This is a genomic window from Microbacterium sp. LMC-P-041 (assembly GCF_030209555.1).
In the GTDB taxonomy this organism is placed as follows: Bacteria; Actinomycetota; Actinomycetes; order Actinomycetales; family Microbacteriaceae; genus Microbacterium.
On sequence record NZ_JARVRV010000008.1, the window covers coordinates 102,197 to 117,310 of the forward strand.

General features: G+C 68.5%; 16 protein-coding genes. 1 reads left to right on the plus strand and 15 read right to left on the minus strand.

Going from position 1 to position 15,114, the window contains the following annotated elements; translation table 11 throughout:
- Position 1 precedes the first annotated feature (1 nt).
- From tsaD to coaA, 8 genes are all read right to left on the minus strand, one after another.
- Entirely contained in the window at positions 2-1,075 is a 1,074-nt protein-coding gene (gene tsaD, locus QRN21_RS15130) for a tRNA (adenosine(37)-N6)-threonylcarbamoyltransferase complex transferase subunit TsaD (RefSeq protein ID WP_285364967.1), read from the minus strand.
- Entirely contained in the window at positions 1,072-1,578 is a 507-nt protein-coding gene (rimI, locus tag QRN21_RS15135; protein WP_053098948.1) for a ribosomal protein S18-alanine N-acetyltransferase, read from the minus strand. Before rimI ends, tsaD begins: the two co-directional genes overlap by 4 nt.
- Positions 1,575-2,198, minus strand: a complete 624-nt coding sequence (tsaB, locus tag QRN21_RS15140; RefSeq protein WP_285364969.1) for a tRNA (adenosine(37)-N6)-threonylcarbamoyltransferase complex dimerization subunit type 1 TsaB — start codon at positions 2,196-2,198, stop codon at positions 1,575-1,577. Before tsaB ends, rimI begins: the two co-directional genes overlap by 4 nt.
- A 20-nt stretch (positions 2,199-2,218) precedes the next feature.
- Positions 2,219-2,716 (minus strand): tRNA (adenosine(37)-N6)-threonylcarbamoyltransferase complex ATPase subunit type 1 TsaE, encoded by a 498-nt coding sequence (gene tsaE, locus QRN21_RS15145; RefSeq protein WP_053098946.1) that lies wholly within the window; start codon positions 2,714-2,716, stop codon positions 2,219-2,221.
- Complete coding sequence (gene alr / locus QRN21_RS15150) at positions 2,713-3,819, minus strand: alanine racemase (RefSeq protein ID WP_056277250.1); 1,107 nt, start codon at positions 3,817-3,819, stop codon at positions 2,713-2,715. Before alr ends, tsaE begins: the two co-directional genes overlap by 4 nt.
- Positions 3,816-4,175: a holo-ACP synthase gene (locus QRN21_RS15155; RefSeq protein WP_056277247.1), complete on the minus strand. Its 360-nt coding sequence runs from the start codon at positions 4,173-4,175 to the stop codon at positions 3,816-3,818. Before QRN21_RS15155 ends, alr begins: the two co-directional genes overlap by 4 nt.
- Before the next feature lie 111 nt (positions 4,176-4,286).
- Positions 4,287-6,134, minus strand: a complete 1,848-nt coding sequence (glmS, locus tag QRN21_RS15160; protein ID WP_053098943.1) for a glutamine--fructose-6-phosphate transaminase (isomerizing) — start codon at positions 6,132-6,134, stop codon at positions 4,287-4,289.
- 56 nt (positions 6,135-6,190) lie between these two features.
- Positions 6,191-7,135, minus strand: a complete 945-nt coding sequence (gene coaA / locus QRN21_RS15165; RefSeq protein WP_053098942.1) for a type I pantothenate kinase — start codon at positions 7,133-7,135, stop codon at positions 6,191-6,193.
- A gap of 36 nt (positions 7,136-7,171) precedes the next feature.
- Here coaA and QRN21_RS15170 point away from each other — a divergent pair, with 36 nt between their 5' ends.
- Positions 7,172-8,116: a Ppx/GppA phosphatase family protein gene (locus QRN21_RS15170; protein WP_053098941.1), complete on the plus strand. Its 945-nt coding sequence runs from the start codon at positions 7,172-7,174 to the stop codon at positions 8,114-8,116.
- 34 nt (positions 8,117-8,150) lie between these two features.
- Here QRN21_RS15170 and glmM read toward each other — a convergent pair whose 3' ends face one another.
- The 7 genes from glmM to QRN21_RS15205 all read right to left on the minus strand — a co-directional run bounded on the left by glmM (position 8,151) and on the right by QRN21_RS15205 (position 15,083).
- The gene (gene glmM / locus QRN21_RS15175) at positions 8,151-9,509 is read right to left on the minus strand and encodes a phosphoglucosamine mutase (protein WP_053098940.1); all 1,359 of its coding nucleotides are present in this window, start codon (positions 9,507-9,509) and stop codon (positions 8,151-8,153) included.
- 14 nt (positions 9,510-9,523) lie between these two features.
- On the minus strand, positions 9,524-10,009 hold the full coding sequence (gene rpsI, locus QRN21_RS15180) for a 30S ribosomal protein S9 (RefSeq protein WP_042539158.1): 486 nt from the start codon (positions 10,007-10,009) through the stop codon (positions 9,524-9,526).
- 27 nt (positions 10,010-10,036) lie between these two features.
- Positions 10,037-10,483: a 50S ribosomal protein L13 gene (rplM, locus tag QRN21_RS15185; protein WP_045253410.1), complete on the minus strand. Its 447-nt coding sequence runs from the start codon at positions 10,481-10,483 to the stop codon at positions 10,037-10,039.
- A gap of 177 nt (positions 10,484-10,660) precedes the next feature.
- The gene (locus tag QRN21_RS15190; protein WP_053098939.1) at positions 10,661-11,329 is read right to left on the minus strand and encodes an endonuclease/exonuclease/phosphatase family protein; all 669 of its coding nucleotides are present in this window, start codon (positions 11,327-11,329) and stop codon (positions 10,661-10,663) included.
- Between the two features lie 19 nt (positions 11,330-11,348).
- Positions 11,349-12,626, minus strand: a complete 1,278-nt coding sequence (locus tag QRN21_RS15195) for a hypothetical protein (RefSeq protein ID WP_285364977.1) — start codon at positions 12,624-12,626, stop codon at positions 11,349-11,351.
- A 14-nt stretch (positions 12,627-12,640) separates the two neighbouring features.
- Complete coding sequence (truA, locus tag QRN21_RS15200; RefSeq protein ID WP_285364979.1) at positions 12,641-13,489, minus strand: tRNA pseudouridine(38-40) synthase TruA; 849 nt, start codon at positions 13,487-13,489, stop codon at positions 12,641-12,643.
- Positions 13,490-13,544: 55 nt separating this feature from the next.
- On the minus strand, positions 13,545-15,083 hold the full coding sequence (locus tag QRN21_RS15205; RefSeq protein WP_053098936.1) for an APC family permease: 1,539 nt from the start codon (positions 15,081-15,083) through the stop codon (positions 13,545-13,547).
- Positions 15,084-15,114 lie beyond the last annotated feature (31 nt).

Genomic DNA, 15,114 nt, shown 5'->3' on the forward strand with positions numbered 1-15,114 from the left:
CTCAACACATCACCGCGACGCGCTCGTCGACCTGGATCTCGGTGACGGGAAGCGTCGAGTCGGCTCCGAACGCCAGCGTCGACGGGCGACGGCCGGACGCGATGAGCTCCGCGGCGAGCGCCGCGATCATCGCGCCGTTGTCGGTGCACAGCGACAACGGCGGGATGCGCACCGTCACGCCGGCCTTCTCCGCCCTCGCGAGGGCGACCTCGCGGAGTCGTCGGTTGGCGATCACTCCTCCACCGAGCAGCAGGCGGGGCACGCCGAGGTCTGCGCACGCGGCGAGCGCCTTCGTCACGAGCACATCGACGACCGCCTCACGGAAGCTCGCGGCGACGTCGGCGACGGGCACGGGAACGCCGTCTGCCTCGCAGCGCTCGACCCAGCGCGCGACAGCGGTCTTGAGCCCGGAGAAGGAGAAGTCGTAACGGTGCTTCGCGAGGTCGGAGGCGCGCGAAAGCCCTCGAGGGAAGCGGATCGCGTTCGGATCTCCGTCGAGTGCCGCTCGATCGATCTCGGGTCCGCCGGGGTACGGCAGCGACAGCAGTCGGGCGACCTTGTCGAATGCCTCCCCCGCGGCATCGTCCATGGTCTCGCCCAGCATCTCGACGTCGGTCGTGAGATCGCGCACGTGCAGCAGCGAGGTGTGCCCGCCCGATACCAGCAGCGCGATCGTCGGGTACTCCAGCGGCTCGGAGTCGGGAGTCAGGATGTCCGCGGCGATGTGTCCGACCAGGTGATTGACCGCGTACAGCGGCTTGTCGAGCGACACCGCCAGCCCCTTGGCGGCGCCGACGCCGACCATGAGCGCTCCCGCGAGGCCGGGTCCACTCGTGACGGCCACCGCGTCGAGGTCGCCGAGCCGCACGCCGGCCTCGGCCAGGGCGGCATCGATCGAGGGTTGCAGGGCCTCGAGATGGGCGCGGGCGGCGACCTCGGGAACCACTCCGCCGTAGCGGGCGTGCTCGTCCATGCTCGACGCGATCGTGTTCGAGAGCAGCGTGCGTCCGCGGACGATCCCGATGCCGGTCTCGTCGCAGCTCGTCTCGATGCCCAGCACCAGCGGCTCGGTCATGAGGTCGCCTCCTTCGCGGCATCCGACGCCGTCTCATCTCGATGCTCGGAGCGCGGATGCTGCAGGGCGAGGCGCATCACGATCGCGTCGACGTCGTCGGGCTGGTAGTAGCGGGGGCGACGTCCGATCTCCTCGAACCCCTCCGAGCGGTACAGCCCCTCGGCACCGGGGTTGTCTGCCCGCACCTCGAGGAAGACCTCTCTGGCTCCGCGTTCCACCGCGGCATCGAGAAGGGACCGCAGAAGCGCCCGGCCACGACCGCGACCGCGGTGCTCGACATCGAACGCGATGGTCTGGATGTCGGCGTCACTCGACCCCTGCAGTGCACGGACTCCGCCGTAGCCGATGATCGCGCCGTCCTGCTCGTCGACCAGATAGCGTCCGTGCGGGCTCGCGAGCTCCAGGGCCATCGCCTCCGAGCTCCACGCGTCGGTGGGGAACGAGCGGTGCTCTATCGCCATGATGGCGTCGAGGTCGTCGGGCGTCGCGTCGCGCAGGGTCATGACCCCACCTTCTTGGGCGCTCCCGGCACGGTGACGTCGGGCTGACGCAGATAGATCGGCTCGGTGCCCGCGAGTGCGCGCCCGGCAGCCAACGCCCTCGCGCCCACGCGAGCCAGATCGACGCCGGACAGCGTCTCCACATCGATACGACGGATCCCCTGGAGGTGCTCGTCGGCGTCGACCCGTGCGACCAGCACGGTGTCCGTGATGACGTGCGGGATGCCGTCGGCATCCGTTCCGTCGAAGACGGTGATGGCGACCTCTCGGCGGCGGGCGTCCGTCACGATGGCGAACGGCCCGGTCACGGCGTGATGCTCGACGGCCGTGAGCGCTGCGGCGAAGTGGCTCGGCACGGGGACGACGGGGATGCCACGCCCCAGCGCGAACGTGCGTGCCGTCGCGATGCCGATGCGGAGTCCGGTGAACGGCCCCGGGCCCATACCGGCCACCACATGATCGATCGGGCCTGATCCGGGCGCGTCGACGGCCCGCACGAGCAGCTCGCCGATGACCTCCGCGTGACGGAGCGGATCGGCGGCCGAGGCATCTGACAGACGCGTGCCGTCATCGTCGATGAGGGCGACGGCGGTGCCCAGGGAGGTGTCGACGGCGAGGATCACCTCTCCAGGGTAGTCGTCGTTCAGCCGGTGATCGCTGAGCGTCCGCCACGCGTGATCGACACGTGCCGCGGTGCGTCGGCGTCAAGCTCCGAGGGGTCGAGCTCGTCGTCACCGCCGACGGGACGCTCCAGCTCGATGTCCCACCAGGTCTCGGCCAGGTCCTCGGCCATCCCGCGTCCCCACTCGATCACCACGACCGATCGTGCGAGGTCGAGGTCGAGATCGTCGAGCTCTGCCCCTGAGCCGAGCCGGTAGGCGTCGACGTGCACGAGCGGCGCGCGTCCGACGAGCGAGGGGTGCGTGCGGGCGATCACGAAGGTGGGGCTCTGCACGGGGCCGCGTACGCCCAGGCCCTCCGCGAGTCCGCGGGTGAACGTCGTCTTGCCTGCGCCGAGCGGGCCGGTGAGGATCAGCAGGTCGCCCGCTTCGAGCTGCTCGCCGATGCGGAAGCCGAGCTGCTCCATCGCGTCCGAGGTCTCGATCTCGCGGCGCCCCAGGAAGGACGGGTCGACGCTCATGCCGACCGCCGGGGAACACGGGCGCCGATGCGCGTCACGATCTCGTAGTCGATGGTCGATGCGGCGTTCGCCCACTCCGATGCCGAGGGCACGCCGAGCGTCGGGTCGCCGAACAGCACGACCTCGTCGCCGATCGACACCGGGGCGTCCCCGACGTCCACGACGAACTGATCCATGGCGATGCGGCCGACGTTCGTGTATCGGCGCCCGGCGATCGATACGGGCAGGCGCCCGGATGCGTGGCGCGGCACGCCGTCGGCGTATCCCAGCGGGACGAGCACCAGCGTCGTGTCACGGGAGGTGCGGTGGTCGTATCCGTACGACACCCCGGCGCCGGCCGGCACGCGGCGGACGGCGGCGATCGCCCCCCGCAGCGTCATGGCCGGGCGAAGCCCCAGCTCCGCAGAAGAGCGGTCGTCGAACGGCGAGAGGCCGTAGATACCGATGCCGATGCGCACGGCGTCCAGACGCATCTCCGGCAGGTCGATCGCGGCCGCTGTCGCCGCGATGTGCCGGATCTCGGGATGGATGCCGAACGACGCCGCCGCCGTGACCGCCTCCTCGAACTTCGCGAGTGCCTCACGGTCGTCCTGGGGCGACGTGTTCGAGAGGTGGCTGAAGAGCCCGACGATGCGCAGCCGCCCGATGCGTTCGAGGCGCGCGGCTTCGGCGAGCACACGACGCCAGTCCGCCGGGGCGATGCCGTTGCGCGACAGCCCGGTCTCGAACTTGAGGTGCACGCCGACCGGGCGGTCGACCGAGGCGACCGCTCCCGCCGCTTCGAGCTGGTCGAACGACGAGATTCCCACCTCGATGTCGTGCGCCGCAGCCTGGTCGAAACGCTCGCCCGGCGCGTGCAGCCAGGCGACGATCGGAGCGGTGATGCCCTGACGACGGAGTTCGAGCGCCTCAGGGATCTCGGCGACCCCCAGACGAGTGGCACCCCCGGCGAGGGCGGCGACGGCAGTCGCGGCAGCCCCGTGGCCGTAGGCGTTCGCCTTCACGACGGCGATGACCTGCACGCCGGTGAGTCTGCGGAAATGGCGGACGTTGTCGCTGATGGCATCCAGCTCGATGCGGGCTTCGCGGAACGGAACGGTCACAGCGGCTCTCCTTCGGCGACCACGAACGCTGCGGCGAGCCCCGCGTCATGGGTGAGGGTCAGGTGCAGTCGGGTGATCCCGCGCTCTGCGACGACGTCGGCGGTGGAACCGGAGAGCACGAAATGCGGGCGGCCGGATGCCTCGGAGGCGATCTCGATCTCGATCCAGTGCACGCCGTCAGAGCCGCCGAGCGTCTTGATCAGGGCTTCCTTCGCGGCATAGCGCGCGGCGAGCGACGGCAGTCTGAGACCCCGCTCCCCCGGCGCGAACAGCCGCTCCAGAAGCCGCGGCGTGCGCTCCATCGTCCGCTCGAACCGCGGGATGTCCACGAGGTCGATGCCGGTCCCGATGATCACCAGTTCAGCCTAGTCGCGGCATCCCGAATCGGTCGGCCCAGCCTCTGCACGCCGCCCGTGCCCCGGACGGGTGACGTGTCTCGACGAGCCGCCTCCGGAGGCCGACGACGCTTACTCGACGGTGACGGACTTGGCGAGGTTGCGCGGCTGGTCGACGTCGAGCCCCTTGGCCGTGGCGAGCGCCATCGCGAAGATCTGCAGCGGGACGACAGCGAGCAGCGGCTCGAACATCGCGCCGGCGAGCGGGATGCGGATGACTTCGTCGGCGAACGGCAGCACGGCCGCATCGCCCTCTTCCGCCACCACGATCACTCGAGCTCCGCGAGCGCGGATCTCCTGGATGTTCGAGACGACCTTGGAGTGGACCACAGCCGAGTGTCGAGGCGAAGGCACCAGCACGAAGACGGGCTGTCCGGGCTCGATCAGTGCGATCGGGCCGTGCTTCAGCTCGCCGGCGGCGAAGCCCTCCGCGTGGATGTACGAGATCTCCTTGAGCTTCAACGCGCCTTCGAGTGCGATCGGGAAGCCCACGTGACGACCGAGGAACAGCACCGAACGAGTGTCGGCCATCCAGCTCGCGAGCTGGGTGACATGCTCCTGCTCGCTCTCGAGGACCTTGGCGATCTTCTCGGGAAGGGCGGTGAGCTCGGCGACGTCGACCGACGCGTCCTGGACGGAGCCGCGCACGCGCCCCACGTGCAGGCCGAGCAGCAGCAGAGCGGTGATCTGCGCAGAGAAGGCTTTCGTCGACGCCACTGCGACCTCGGGCCCGGCGTGGGTGTAGACCACCGCATCGGACTCGCGAGGGATCGTCGCACCCTGCGTGTTGCAGATGGAGAGGGTGCGCGCGCCGCGCTCCCTCGCGTACTTGACGGCCATCAACGTGTCCATCGTCTCACCGGACTGGCTGATCGAGATCACGAGGGTGTCGTCGCCGATCACCGGGTCGCGGTAGCGGAACTCGTGCGCCAGCTCGACGTCGACGGGGACCCGCGCCCACTGCTCGATCGCGTACTTGCCGACGAGCGCCGAGTACGCGGCCGTACCGCAGGCGGTGATGATGATGCGGTTGATGCCGAGGAACAGGTCGTCGAGCCCGTCGAGCTCGGGGATCACGACCTGGTCGCCCTGGATGCGGCCACGGATCGTGTTGGCGACCGCCTCGGGCTGCTCGGCGACCTCCTTGGCCATGAAGCTCGACCAGCCGCCCTTCTCGGCGGCGGCGGCGTCCCACGAGACGTCGAACGGCTCGGCCTCGACAGGCGTGCCGGCGAAGTCGGTGACGGTGACGGCGTCCGGGGTGATCGAGACGATCTGGTCCTGGCCGATGGCCAGTGCCTTGCGGGTGTGCTCGATGAACGCGGCGACGTCGGAGCCGAGGAAGTTCTCACCCTCGCCGAGGCCGATCACCAGGGGCGAGTTGCGGCGAGCACCCACGACCAGGCCCGGGTGGTCCTGATGCATCGCGAGCAGGGTGAAAGCGCCCTCGAGGCGGTTGACGACGGCGCGGAACGCGCCCTGCAGGTCTCCGCCGTTGTTGCGGTACTCGCGGCCGAGCAGCGCGGCAGCGACCTCGGTGTCGGTCTCGCTGCGGAAGCTGACGCCATCGGCGAGCAGCTCGTCGCGGAGCGAGGCGAAGTTCTCGATGATGCCGTTGTGGATCACGGCGAGCTTGTCGTCATCGGCGAGATGCGGGTGCGCATTCTCGTCGGTGGGCCCACCGTGGGTGGCCCAGCGGGTGTGCCCGATGCCCGTGTTGCCGTCCGACAGCTCGGCATCCTTCAGCGAATCGCGCAGCATGGCGAGCTTTCCCGCCTTCTTGCGCATCCCGAGGGAACCGTCGCCGTCGATGACGGCGACACCCGCGGAGTCATACCCGCGGTACTCGAGACGGGCGAGGCCTGCGAGCAGGATGTCCTGGCTGGGCCGCGGGCCCACGTATCCGACGATTCCACACATGTCGTCAAGAGTAAGGCGGGCTTTTTGCGAAGGTTCCGAACGAAATAGCCGACCGGTCAGAGCTTCCGCAGGAGCACGCTCTCGACGCTGTGGTCGACGCCCTTGTTGAGCACGAGACGCGCGCGATGCTTGGTCGGCATCACGTTCTCGACCAGGTTCGGCATGTTGATCTCGTTCCAATAGCCGAGAGCCGTCGTGATCGCCTCGTCATCGGTCAGGTGGGCGAAGACGTTGAAGTAGGACGAGGGATTCGAGAACGCGCCCTGGCGCAGTGCGAGGAACCGATCGACGTACCACTTCTCGATGTGCGAGGTGTCGGCGTCGACGAAGATCGAGAAGTCGAAGAGGTCGCTGACGGCCACGTCATTGGGGGCGGGCGGCGGCTGGAGGACGTTCAGGCCCTCGACGATCACGACGTCGGGGCGACGGACGACCACATGGGCGTCGGGGACGATGTCGTAGCGCATGTGCGAGTAGAACGGCGCCCGCACCTCTGCCGCACCGCTCTTCACCTCGGTGAGGAACTCGAGCAGCGCCCTCCGGTCGTAGGACTCCGGAAAACCCTTGCGCTCCATCAGGCCCCTGCGCTCGAGCTCGGCATTCGAATACAGGAACCCGTCCGTCGTCACGAGCTCGACGCGAGGGGTGCCCGGCCAGCGGCTCATCAGCTCGCGCAGCAGACGGGCGATCGTCGACTTGCCGACGGCGACCGAGCCGGCGACTCCGACCACGAACGGGGTCGTGGAATCGTCCTCCTGAAGGAACGAGCTGGTCGCGGCGCCCAGCCGCTTGGTGGCCGTCGCGTAGAGGCTCAGCAGTCGACTGAGCGGCAGATAGACCTCGCGCACCTCGGCGAGATCGAGCCGGTCGCCGATGCCCCGGAGTTCGACGACCTCGGTCTCGGTGAGCGGCTGGTCGAGTCCCGCCGCCAATCGCGCCCATTCATCGCGCCCGATCTCGCGATACGGAGACAGCGGCAGCGTGGGGTCGGCGGTGGTCACGGATACATCGTAACGGCGCACGAGTAGTCTCTATCCGTGCGCCTGGGAGTACTCGACATCGGTTCCAACACCGTCCACATGCTCGCCGCCGACGTCCGCCCCGGCGGCAGGCCGCTGGCGACCACCAGCGACCGCACCGTCCTGCGCCTGATGCGCTACCTCACGGATGACGGATCGATCTCGGAAGAGGGGGTGCGCGCACTCGAAGCGGCCGTGGCCCAGGCGCGCGCGGTCGCGGAAGCCGAGCGGGTCGATGAGCTGCTCGCCACCGCGACGAGTGCGGTGCGCGACGCCCGGAACGGCGCCGACGTGATCGCCCGCATCGAAGCCGCCCTCGGCCAGCCTCTGCAGGTGCTCGATGGAGAGACCGAGGCCGAACTCACCTTCCTCGCCGTTCGGCGCTGGTTCGGCTGGTCGGCAGGCCAGCTCCTTCTCCTCGACATCGGCGGCGGATCGCTCGAGGTCGCGGCGGGCGGCGACGAGCTTCCCGACGCCGCGGCTTCCGTCCCACTCGGAGCCGGTCGGATGACCGTGCAGTTCCTTCCGCAGGACCCGCCGGGCGAAGACGACGTCGAGCGGCTTCGCGAGCACGCGAGCGCCACCCTTGCCGAGGTGCTTCCCCGATTCACCGCGCTCCCGCGGCCCGATCACGTCGTCGGCTCCTCGAAGGCGATCCGATCTCTGGCTCGACTGGCCGGCTATCCGGTTCCCGGCTGGTCGGGGATCCAGCGCATGGTGCTGCCGCGAGCAGCGCTGGGATCGTGGATCCCTCGACTCGCTCGCCTGCCCGCATCCGCGCGGCAGGAGCTGCCCGGGATCACGGCGGATCGCACGTTCCAGATCGTCGCCGCCGCGGTATCGCTGCACACGGCCATGACGGCGCTCGACGTCGATGAGCTCGAAGTGTCGCCGTGGGCTCTGCGCGAGGGCGTGCTGCTGAGATACATCGAGCAGTTGAACTGGAGCGCGCCGCGCGACTGACCAGGGGTCGGTGCCGCACGGCGCGCTCGACGGTTCAGAGGGAGAGGCGCTCCCGCACCACATCGACGAGGCGGTCCGCGTACGACTGCGCGGATTCCGCATCCGGTGCCTCGACCATGACTCGGACGAGCGCCTCGGTGCCCGACTTGCGCAGGAGCACCCGGCCCGTCTCGCCGAGTTCGGCTGCGACCTCGCGAACGGCCTGCTGCACGACGGCGTCGGACTCGAGCGCGTCCTTGTCGACGTCGCGGACGTTGATCAGCACCTGCGGGTAGACGGTCATCACGCTCGCGAGCTCGGCGATCGTCTTGTTCTGGCGCGCCATCTCGGCGACGAGGTGGAGCCCTGTGAGCAGACCGTCACCGGTGGTCGCGAACTCGCTCATGATGACGTGTCCGGACTGCTCTCCGCCCAGGGCATAGCCGCCCCGGTTCATGTCCTCGAGGACGTAGCGGTCGCCCACCGCGGTCTGTCGAACCGTGATCCCCTGCTCGCGCATGGCGATGTGCAGACCGAGATTGCTCATCACGGTGGCGACGAGGGTGTCGTCGGTGAGGTGACCGCGTTCCTTCATCGCGACCGCGAGGATCGCCATGATCTGATCACCGTCGATGACGTTGCCCTGAGCGTCGACAGCCAGGCATCGATCGGCATCGCCGTCATGCGCGATCCCGATGTCGGCACCGAGACGGACGACAGCCTCGGCGAGCTGGTCGAGGTGCGTCGAACCGACGCCGTCGTTGATGTTCCAGCCGTCCGGATCGGCACCGATCACGGTGACATCGGCCCCGGCATCGCGGAAGGTCTCCGGCGAGACGCCGGATGCGGCGCCGTGGGCGCAGTCGAGCACGACCTTGATGCCGTTGAGTCGGTTCGGCAGCGAGCCGAGCAGGTGGACGACGTAGCGGTCTTCGGCGTCGGAGAATCGGATGATCCTGCCCACGCCGGCACCGGTCGGACGCAGCTTCTCGCCGGCCATGGCCTCTTCGATCCGCTGCTCGACGACATCGGGCAGCTTCACGCCGCCGCGGGCGAAGATCTTGATCCCGTTGTCGGGTGCCGCGTTGTGCGAGGCCGAGATCATCACGCCGAAGTCGGCGTCGCGGTCGGCGACGAGGAACGCGAGAGCCGGCGTCGGGATCACTCCGGCCTCGAGCACGTCGACGCCGGAGGATGCGAGTCCTGCGGAGACGGCAGCTGTCAGGAAGTGACCGGAGACCCGGGGGTCGCGGGCCACGACTGCAGTGAGTCGCTTGCCTTCGGCTTTACGAGCCTCCGCAGTACGGCCCTGGCCCAGGACGACAGCAGTCGCCTGGGCCAGGGTGAGCGCGAGGTCGGCGGTGAGGATGCCATTGGCAAGCCCTCGCACGCCGTCCGTGCCAAAGATCGGCATCGGAGCGGTGGACCTTAACGCTTCGAGTACTGAGGCGCCTTGCGGGCCTTCTTGAGTCCAGCCTTCTTACGCTCCTTGACGCGAGCATCGCGCGACAGGAAGCCGGCCTTCTTCAGGGTCGGACGGTTGTTCTCCTCGTCGATGCCGTTGAGCGAACGAGCGATGCCGAGACGCAGTGCACCGGCCTGGCCCGAGGGGCCACCGCCCGAGATGCGCGCGATGACGTCGTAGCCGCCGGCGAGGTTGAGGATGGTGAACGGGTCGTTGATCAGCTGCTGGTGCAGCTTGTTCGGGAAGTAGTCCTCGAGCGTGCGGCCGTTGACCGTGATCGTTCCCGAGCCGGGGACGAGACGCACGCGGGCGATGGCCTGCTTGCGACGGCCGACAGCGGCACCCGGGACGCTCAGCACGGGGCGGGGAGCCGCCTCGACTGCGTCGGTCTCGGGAGTCGACGTCGAGAAGTTCTGGGGGTTTTCGGTGGTGTCCTGGATGTCAGCCACGAGTATGTCCTTAAGTCTTTACGGCGCTTACTGGGCGACCTGGTCGAGGGTGTACGTCTTCGGCTGCTGAGCGGCGTGCGGGTGCTCTCCACCGACGTAGACCTTGAGCTTCGACAGCTGCTGACGGCCGATGCTGTTCTTGGGGAGCATGCCACGGATGGCCTTCTCGACAGCACGGACCGGGTTCTTCTCCATGAGCTCGGCGTAGGTGACCGACTTCAGGCCGCCCGGGTAACCCGAGTGGCGGTAGGCCAGCTTCTTCTGGAGCTTCTGACCGGTGAGCGCGACCTTGTCGGCGTTCACGATGATGACGAAGTCACCCGAGTCGATGTGGTTGGCGAAGGTGGGCTTGTGCTTGCCACGCAGGAGCGTAGCGGCGTGCGAGGCCAGACGGCCGAGAACGACGTCAGTGGCGTCGATGACGACCCAGTCACGCTGGACCTCGCCGGCCTTAGGGGTGTAAGTGCGCGTCACGATAGTGCTGCTTTCTTGTTCGAACGGAGAAGTTCGTGAATCCCACTCCGGGGTGGTTCTTCCCTACAGGGAGGAACACGCCAGTGGAGGGCTCACGTTCGTGGCACTCGGCAGTCGAGTACCAAAGTGACAGCTTACGTCATTCCGAGCGTTCTCCCAAACCGGGCCGGTCGGCGGTCAGTCGAAGCGGGTGGTCACCAGGATCGGACGGTGGTCGCTCATCCCCTGCGGGAGCGTGGTGACCCGCTGGATCTCGAAGCCGACAGAGGTGGCGAAGTCGTAGTGGCCGCGGAACACGCGGTACCGGGTGTAGGTGTGATCGTCGCTCAGTGTCAGCGCGTATCCGTGTTCGCGGATCGTCTGACCGAGGTTCTCCTTGAACACGGGGTAGTTGTAGTCGCCGACCATCAGCTGCGGCAGTCCCTCGCCGAGCGTCGCCAGCTCGGTGAGCGCCGCCCGGATCTGATGCCGCCGCAGGGAGTTCAGGGCCGTGAGCGGCGCCGCATGGAACGACGCGGCGATGAACTCGCGCCCCGCGTCGATGTCCCGCAGCCGTGCGCCCAGGACCCGCTCGTGCGCGGGCTTGGCGATGCGGTCGTGCAGCGACTTCTTCAGCTCGATCGTGCGAATGCCCTGCAGGTGGAACTCGCTCGCGCGATAGAACATCGCGAGTCCCAGCCGGTTGCCCTGCGTCGCATCCGCGAGGGTGAGGTCTCCGATGGTCTCCGGCAGGTCCGCGACATCGCACTCCTGCAGGCACAGGATGTCAGGATCGTGCGTCGAGGCCAGCGCCGCGAGCTCTCCTGCGGCGCGGTGCTTCTGCAAGTTGTACGAGATGACCTTCATCGCACTTCACGGTAGTGCGTCAGTCTTGGATTCCGGTGGCAATCGTCCGCCCTCGCGTCGTCGCGTCGCCGCGGCGTCCGACGTCGCCGGGGAACAGTGCATCCCGCGCGAGCTGGCGCTCTCTGCGACGTCGGCGCGAATCCGCCCAGCCGATGACGAAGCCCGAGGCGATCAGCACGACGGCGGCGACGAGGGGCCACCGTGCGTCCATCGCCGTCCATTCCGCCCAGATCGCGCCGGTGCCCACGATGAGAGCACCCGCCCCGACCACGGACAGACCGATCTGCAGCCGGACCATCGACCGATTGCCCGCGAGCAGGGACTCGACCAGGCTCGTGTCGACGCGACGCGGCACGCCGTCAGAGACCCACCGCACCAGCGCGCGCTCGCGCGAGAACTGCAGGACGACTCCCCCGAGCCAGGCGACGATGCCGAGGGCGGCGCACATCGCGATCGCTGCGCCGCTGGTCAGGCTCAGCACATCGATGCCGTTCTCGATGGGCTCGTCCCAGTAGACCGGGTCGCAGGTGCGGCACTGCTGTCGCATGAACACCGACAGCATGAAGGCCGCGAGCGAGAGGAGCGTCGCCGTCAGCAGGATCTTCGCGATCCGGCCGACCGTCCGCGCGCTCGGCACCGCGAGCCAGCGGGGCACGACGGTGCGCATCGCCGCGTCCCTGCGGTCGGTGTCGCGCCTTTCCGCGAGCGGCACCAGCCGCTTCCACCGGCTCCACTGCGTGCTCATCCGCGGCCCAACGCGCTCGACGGCTCGTCGCCCGAGTCGTCGCACCGCCGCGGCGCCGGCGGCCAGCACGGCGATGACGAGGAGCGCGACCCAGCTCACCGCATCCTCACGGAGATCTTCCGTGAAGAGCACCCCCAGCGCCAAGAGGGCGCCGAGTCCGACCACGCACCAGAACATCACCGTGCCGGTCTTCTGCAGGAGTGCGGCCGGTGACGCCTGCAGCGTCTGGCGCAGGGAGTGCTGCGGCACGGCATCCGGGTTCTCGAGCGCAGCGGCTTCGACGGCGCGCAGTGCCGCGAAGCGTTCGGCGACCACGACGACGGGGACGAGGGCTGCCAGCAGCGCAGCCGCGAGCAGGAAGACGCCCATGCTCGCTCGGAACAGAGGGTCGAGGTCGATCTGCCAGTACAGGGACAACAGCGCCTCCTCCCCCACGATGCCGACCACGATGATGCCGACGAACGTGTAGAGCGTGCCGACGATCAGCCCGATGCAGGTGTCGACCAGCGCTCGCCAGAACGCCCAGCCCGGGGAGGTGACTTCGACGAACATCGCAGCCCGCCGACTCATGCGCTCGTGCCGTCACGACGGGCGCGCGTCTGCTCCGCCCTGGTCAACAGCAGATCGTCGGCGGGATAGCCGACCTCGGTGAGCGTGAGTCCCCGCGCCGCCAGGACCTTGAACTCGCTGGTGCGGGTGAGCGCGTCGCGCAGCACGACCAGATCGTCGATGTCGAGACGCCTTTCCCCCACGGCGACACACGCGCCCACGAGGGCCCGCACCATGCTGTGGCAGAACGCGTCGGCCTTCACCTCGGCGACCAGCACACCCTCGGCGTCCCTCGACCAGCGGTAGTCGAGGAGCGTCCGGATCGTCGTGGCCTCCTCGCGAGGTTTGCAGTAGGCCGCGAAATCGTGGAGTCCGATGAGCGTCCGCGCCGCGGCATCCATCGCCTGGTCGTCGAGAACGCCGCGGTGCGCGGTCGTGTCGTGGCGCCGAAGAGGGTCGTACCCCGCCGTCGAGTCGGCGAGACGGTAGCGGTAACGCCGCCAGACCGCAGAGAATCGGGCGTCGAATCCAGCGGGAGCGATGGACGAGCGCGTGACGGTCGCATCAGGGTAGGCGCCGAGCACTCCCCTCATCCGTCGCGCGATCGACGCCGCAGGGTCCTGCGGCGCACGCCCCTGACGCGACTCGATGCGGGCCCACTGCTCCTCGTCGAGGTCGACGTGCGCGACCTGACCCAGGGCGTGGACCCCGGCATCCGTGCGTCCTGCGACGACGAACTGCACCTCGGAGCCGACGATGCGAGCAAGCGCGGCCTCGAGAGTCCCCTGCACTGTGCGCAGGGTGGGCTGCTTGGCCCACCCGCGGAAGTGGGTGCCGTCGTAGGCGATGTCGAGCCGGATGCGCACGGATAAAGCCTAGGGCGTACCCGCGCGCGATCCGGCTCGGACAGGATGCCGCAGCTCAGATGCCGCCGTCGATCGAGCGGATCAGGCCCGGCTCGTCGGGCACCATCACCTGGGTGTCGCGGTTGAGGCTCTCGCCGCGGAAGAACCTCTTCGACCGCGGGAACAGGTACCAGACGAACATGAGCACGAGGCCGAACGCGAGCGCTCCGATGCCGATCACGAAGGTGCCGCCGATGCCGAAGAGCACCGTGTAGCCGTAGTCCACGTCCCACATGTCGATCGCCGACTGCACGAAGGCCCAGGTGAGCATGGCCGCGCCCAGCACCGGGAACAGCCCCTTGAAGAGGAAGTCGCGCGCCGAGCGGGTGAGGTCCTTGCGGAAGTACCAGGCGCAGGCGAACCCGGTGATGGCGTAGTAGAACGCGATCGCCAGACCGAGCGACAGGATCGAGTCCTGGAGGATGTCGTCGCTGATCAGGGTCATGCCGATGTAGTACGCGATGGCCACGACCCCCATGACGATGGTCGAGAAGGACGGAGTCTTGTAGGTCGGGTGCACGTCCTTGAACTTCGCCGGCAGAGCGCGGTAGACGCCCATCGCGAGGGTGCCGCGGGCGGTGGGGAGGATCGTGGTCTGCGTCGACGAGATGGCCGAGAGCACGACGGCGACCACGAGCACCCAGCCGAACGGGCCGAGCAGGCCGTCCTTGATCGCCAGGAAGAAGTCGTCGGCGTTGGCCTCGTTGCCGAGCCCGGTGCCCTCCGACCCGAGACCGGCGTACATCATCGCGGCGATCGTGACGCCGACGTAGGTGACGAGGAGGATGACGGTCGTCAGCAGCGCCGCGCGACCGGGGATCTTCTTGGGATCCTTGGTCTCCTCGTTGAGCGCGAGGCACGTGTCCCAGCCCCAGTAGATGAAGAGAGCGAGCAGGATCGACTCGGTGAATCCGGGCCAGCTGGTGAACGCGAACGGGTTCAGCCATTCCATCTCGAACGGCGTCGGGTTCGGGGCGGTACCCGCGAAGAACTGCCAGAGAGCGGCGACGACGAAGATCGCCAGGGCGAGGTACTGGATGCCCAGCAGAACGTTCTGGATGCGCTCACCGATCTCGACGCCGCGCCAGCTGACCCAGGTCATCGCGGCGATGAACAGCACAGCGACGAGGACGATCCGCCAGTCGTTGTTCTCGAGATCGAACCCGATCAGGGACCAGAAGTAGACCGATGCGATCTGGGCGAGGTTGGCGAGCACCACCATGCCGGCGACTGCGACACCCCAGCCGCCCATCCAGCCGACCCAGGGACCGAACGCCTTCGTCCCCCACGTGAACGTGGTGCCGCAGTCGGGGACGGCGTTGTTCAGCTCACGGTAGGCGAAGGCGATCAGCAGCATCGGCACGAACGCGATGATGAACGCGATCGGTGCCTGAGCTCCGACGGCCAGCACCACATAGCCGAGCGTCGCGACGAGTGAGTAGACGGGGGCCGTCGAGGCCAGGCCGATGACGGTCGAGCCCCACAGACCGAGGGTGCCGGCGGCCAGGCCCTTGCCGTCGGGGCGTTCGAGATGGATCGGCGTCGTAGCTGACATGCTCAGAACATACGGGTACCGCGTATATCGC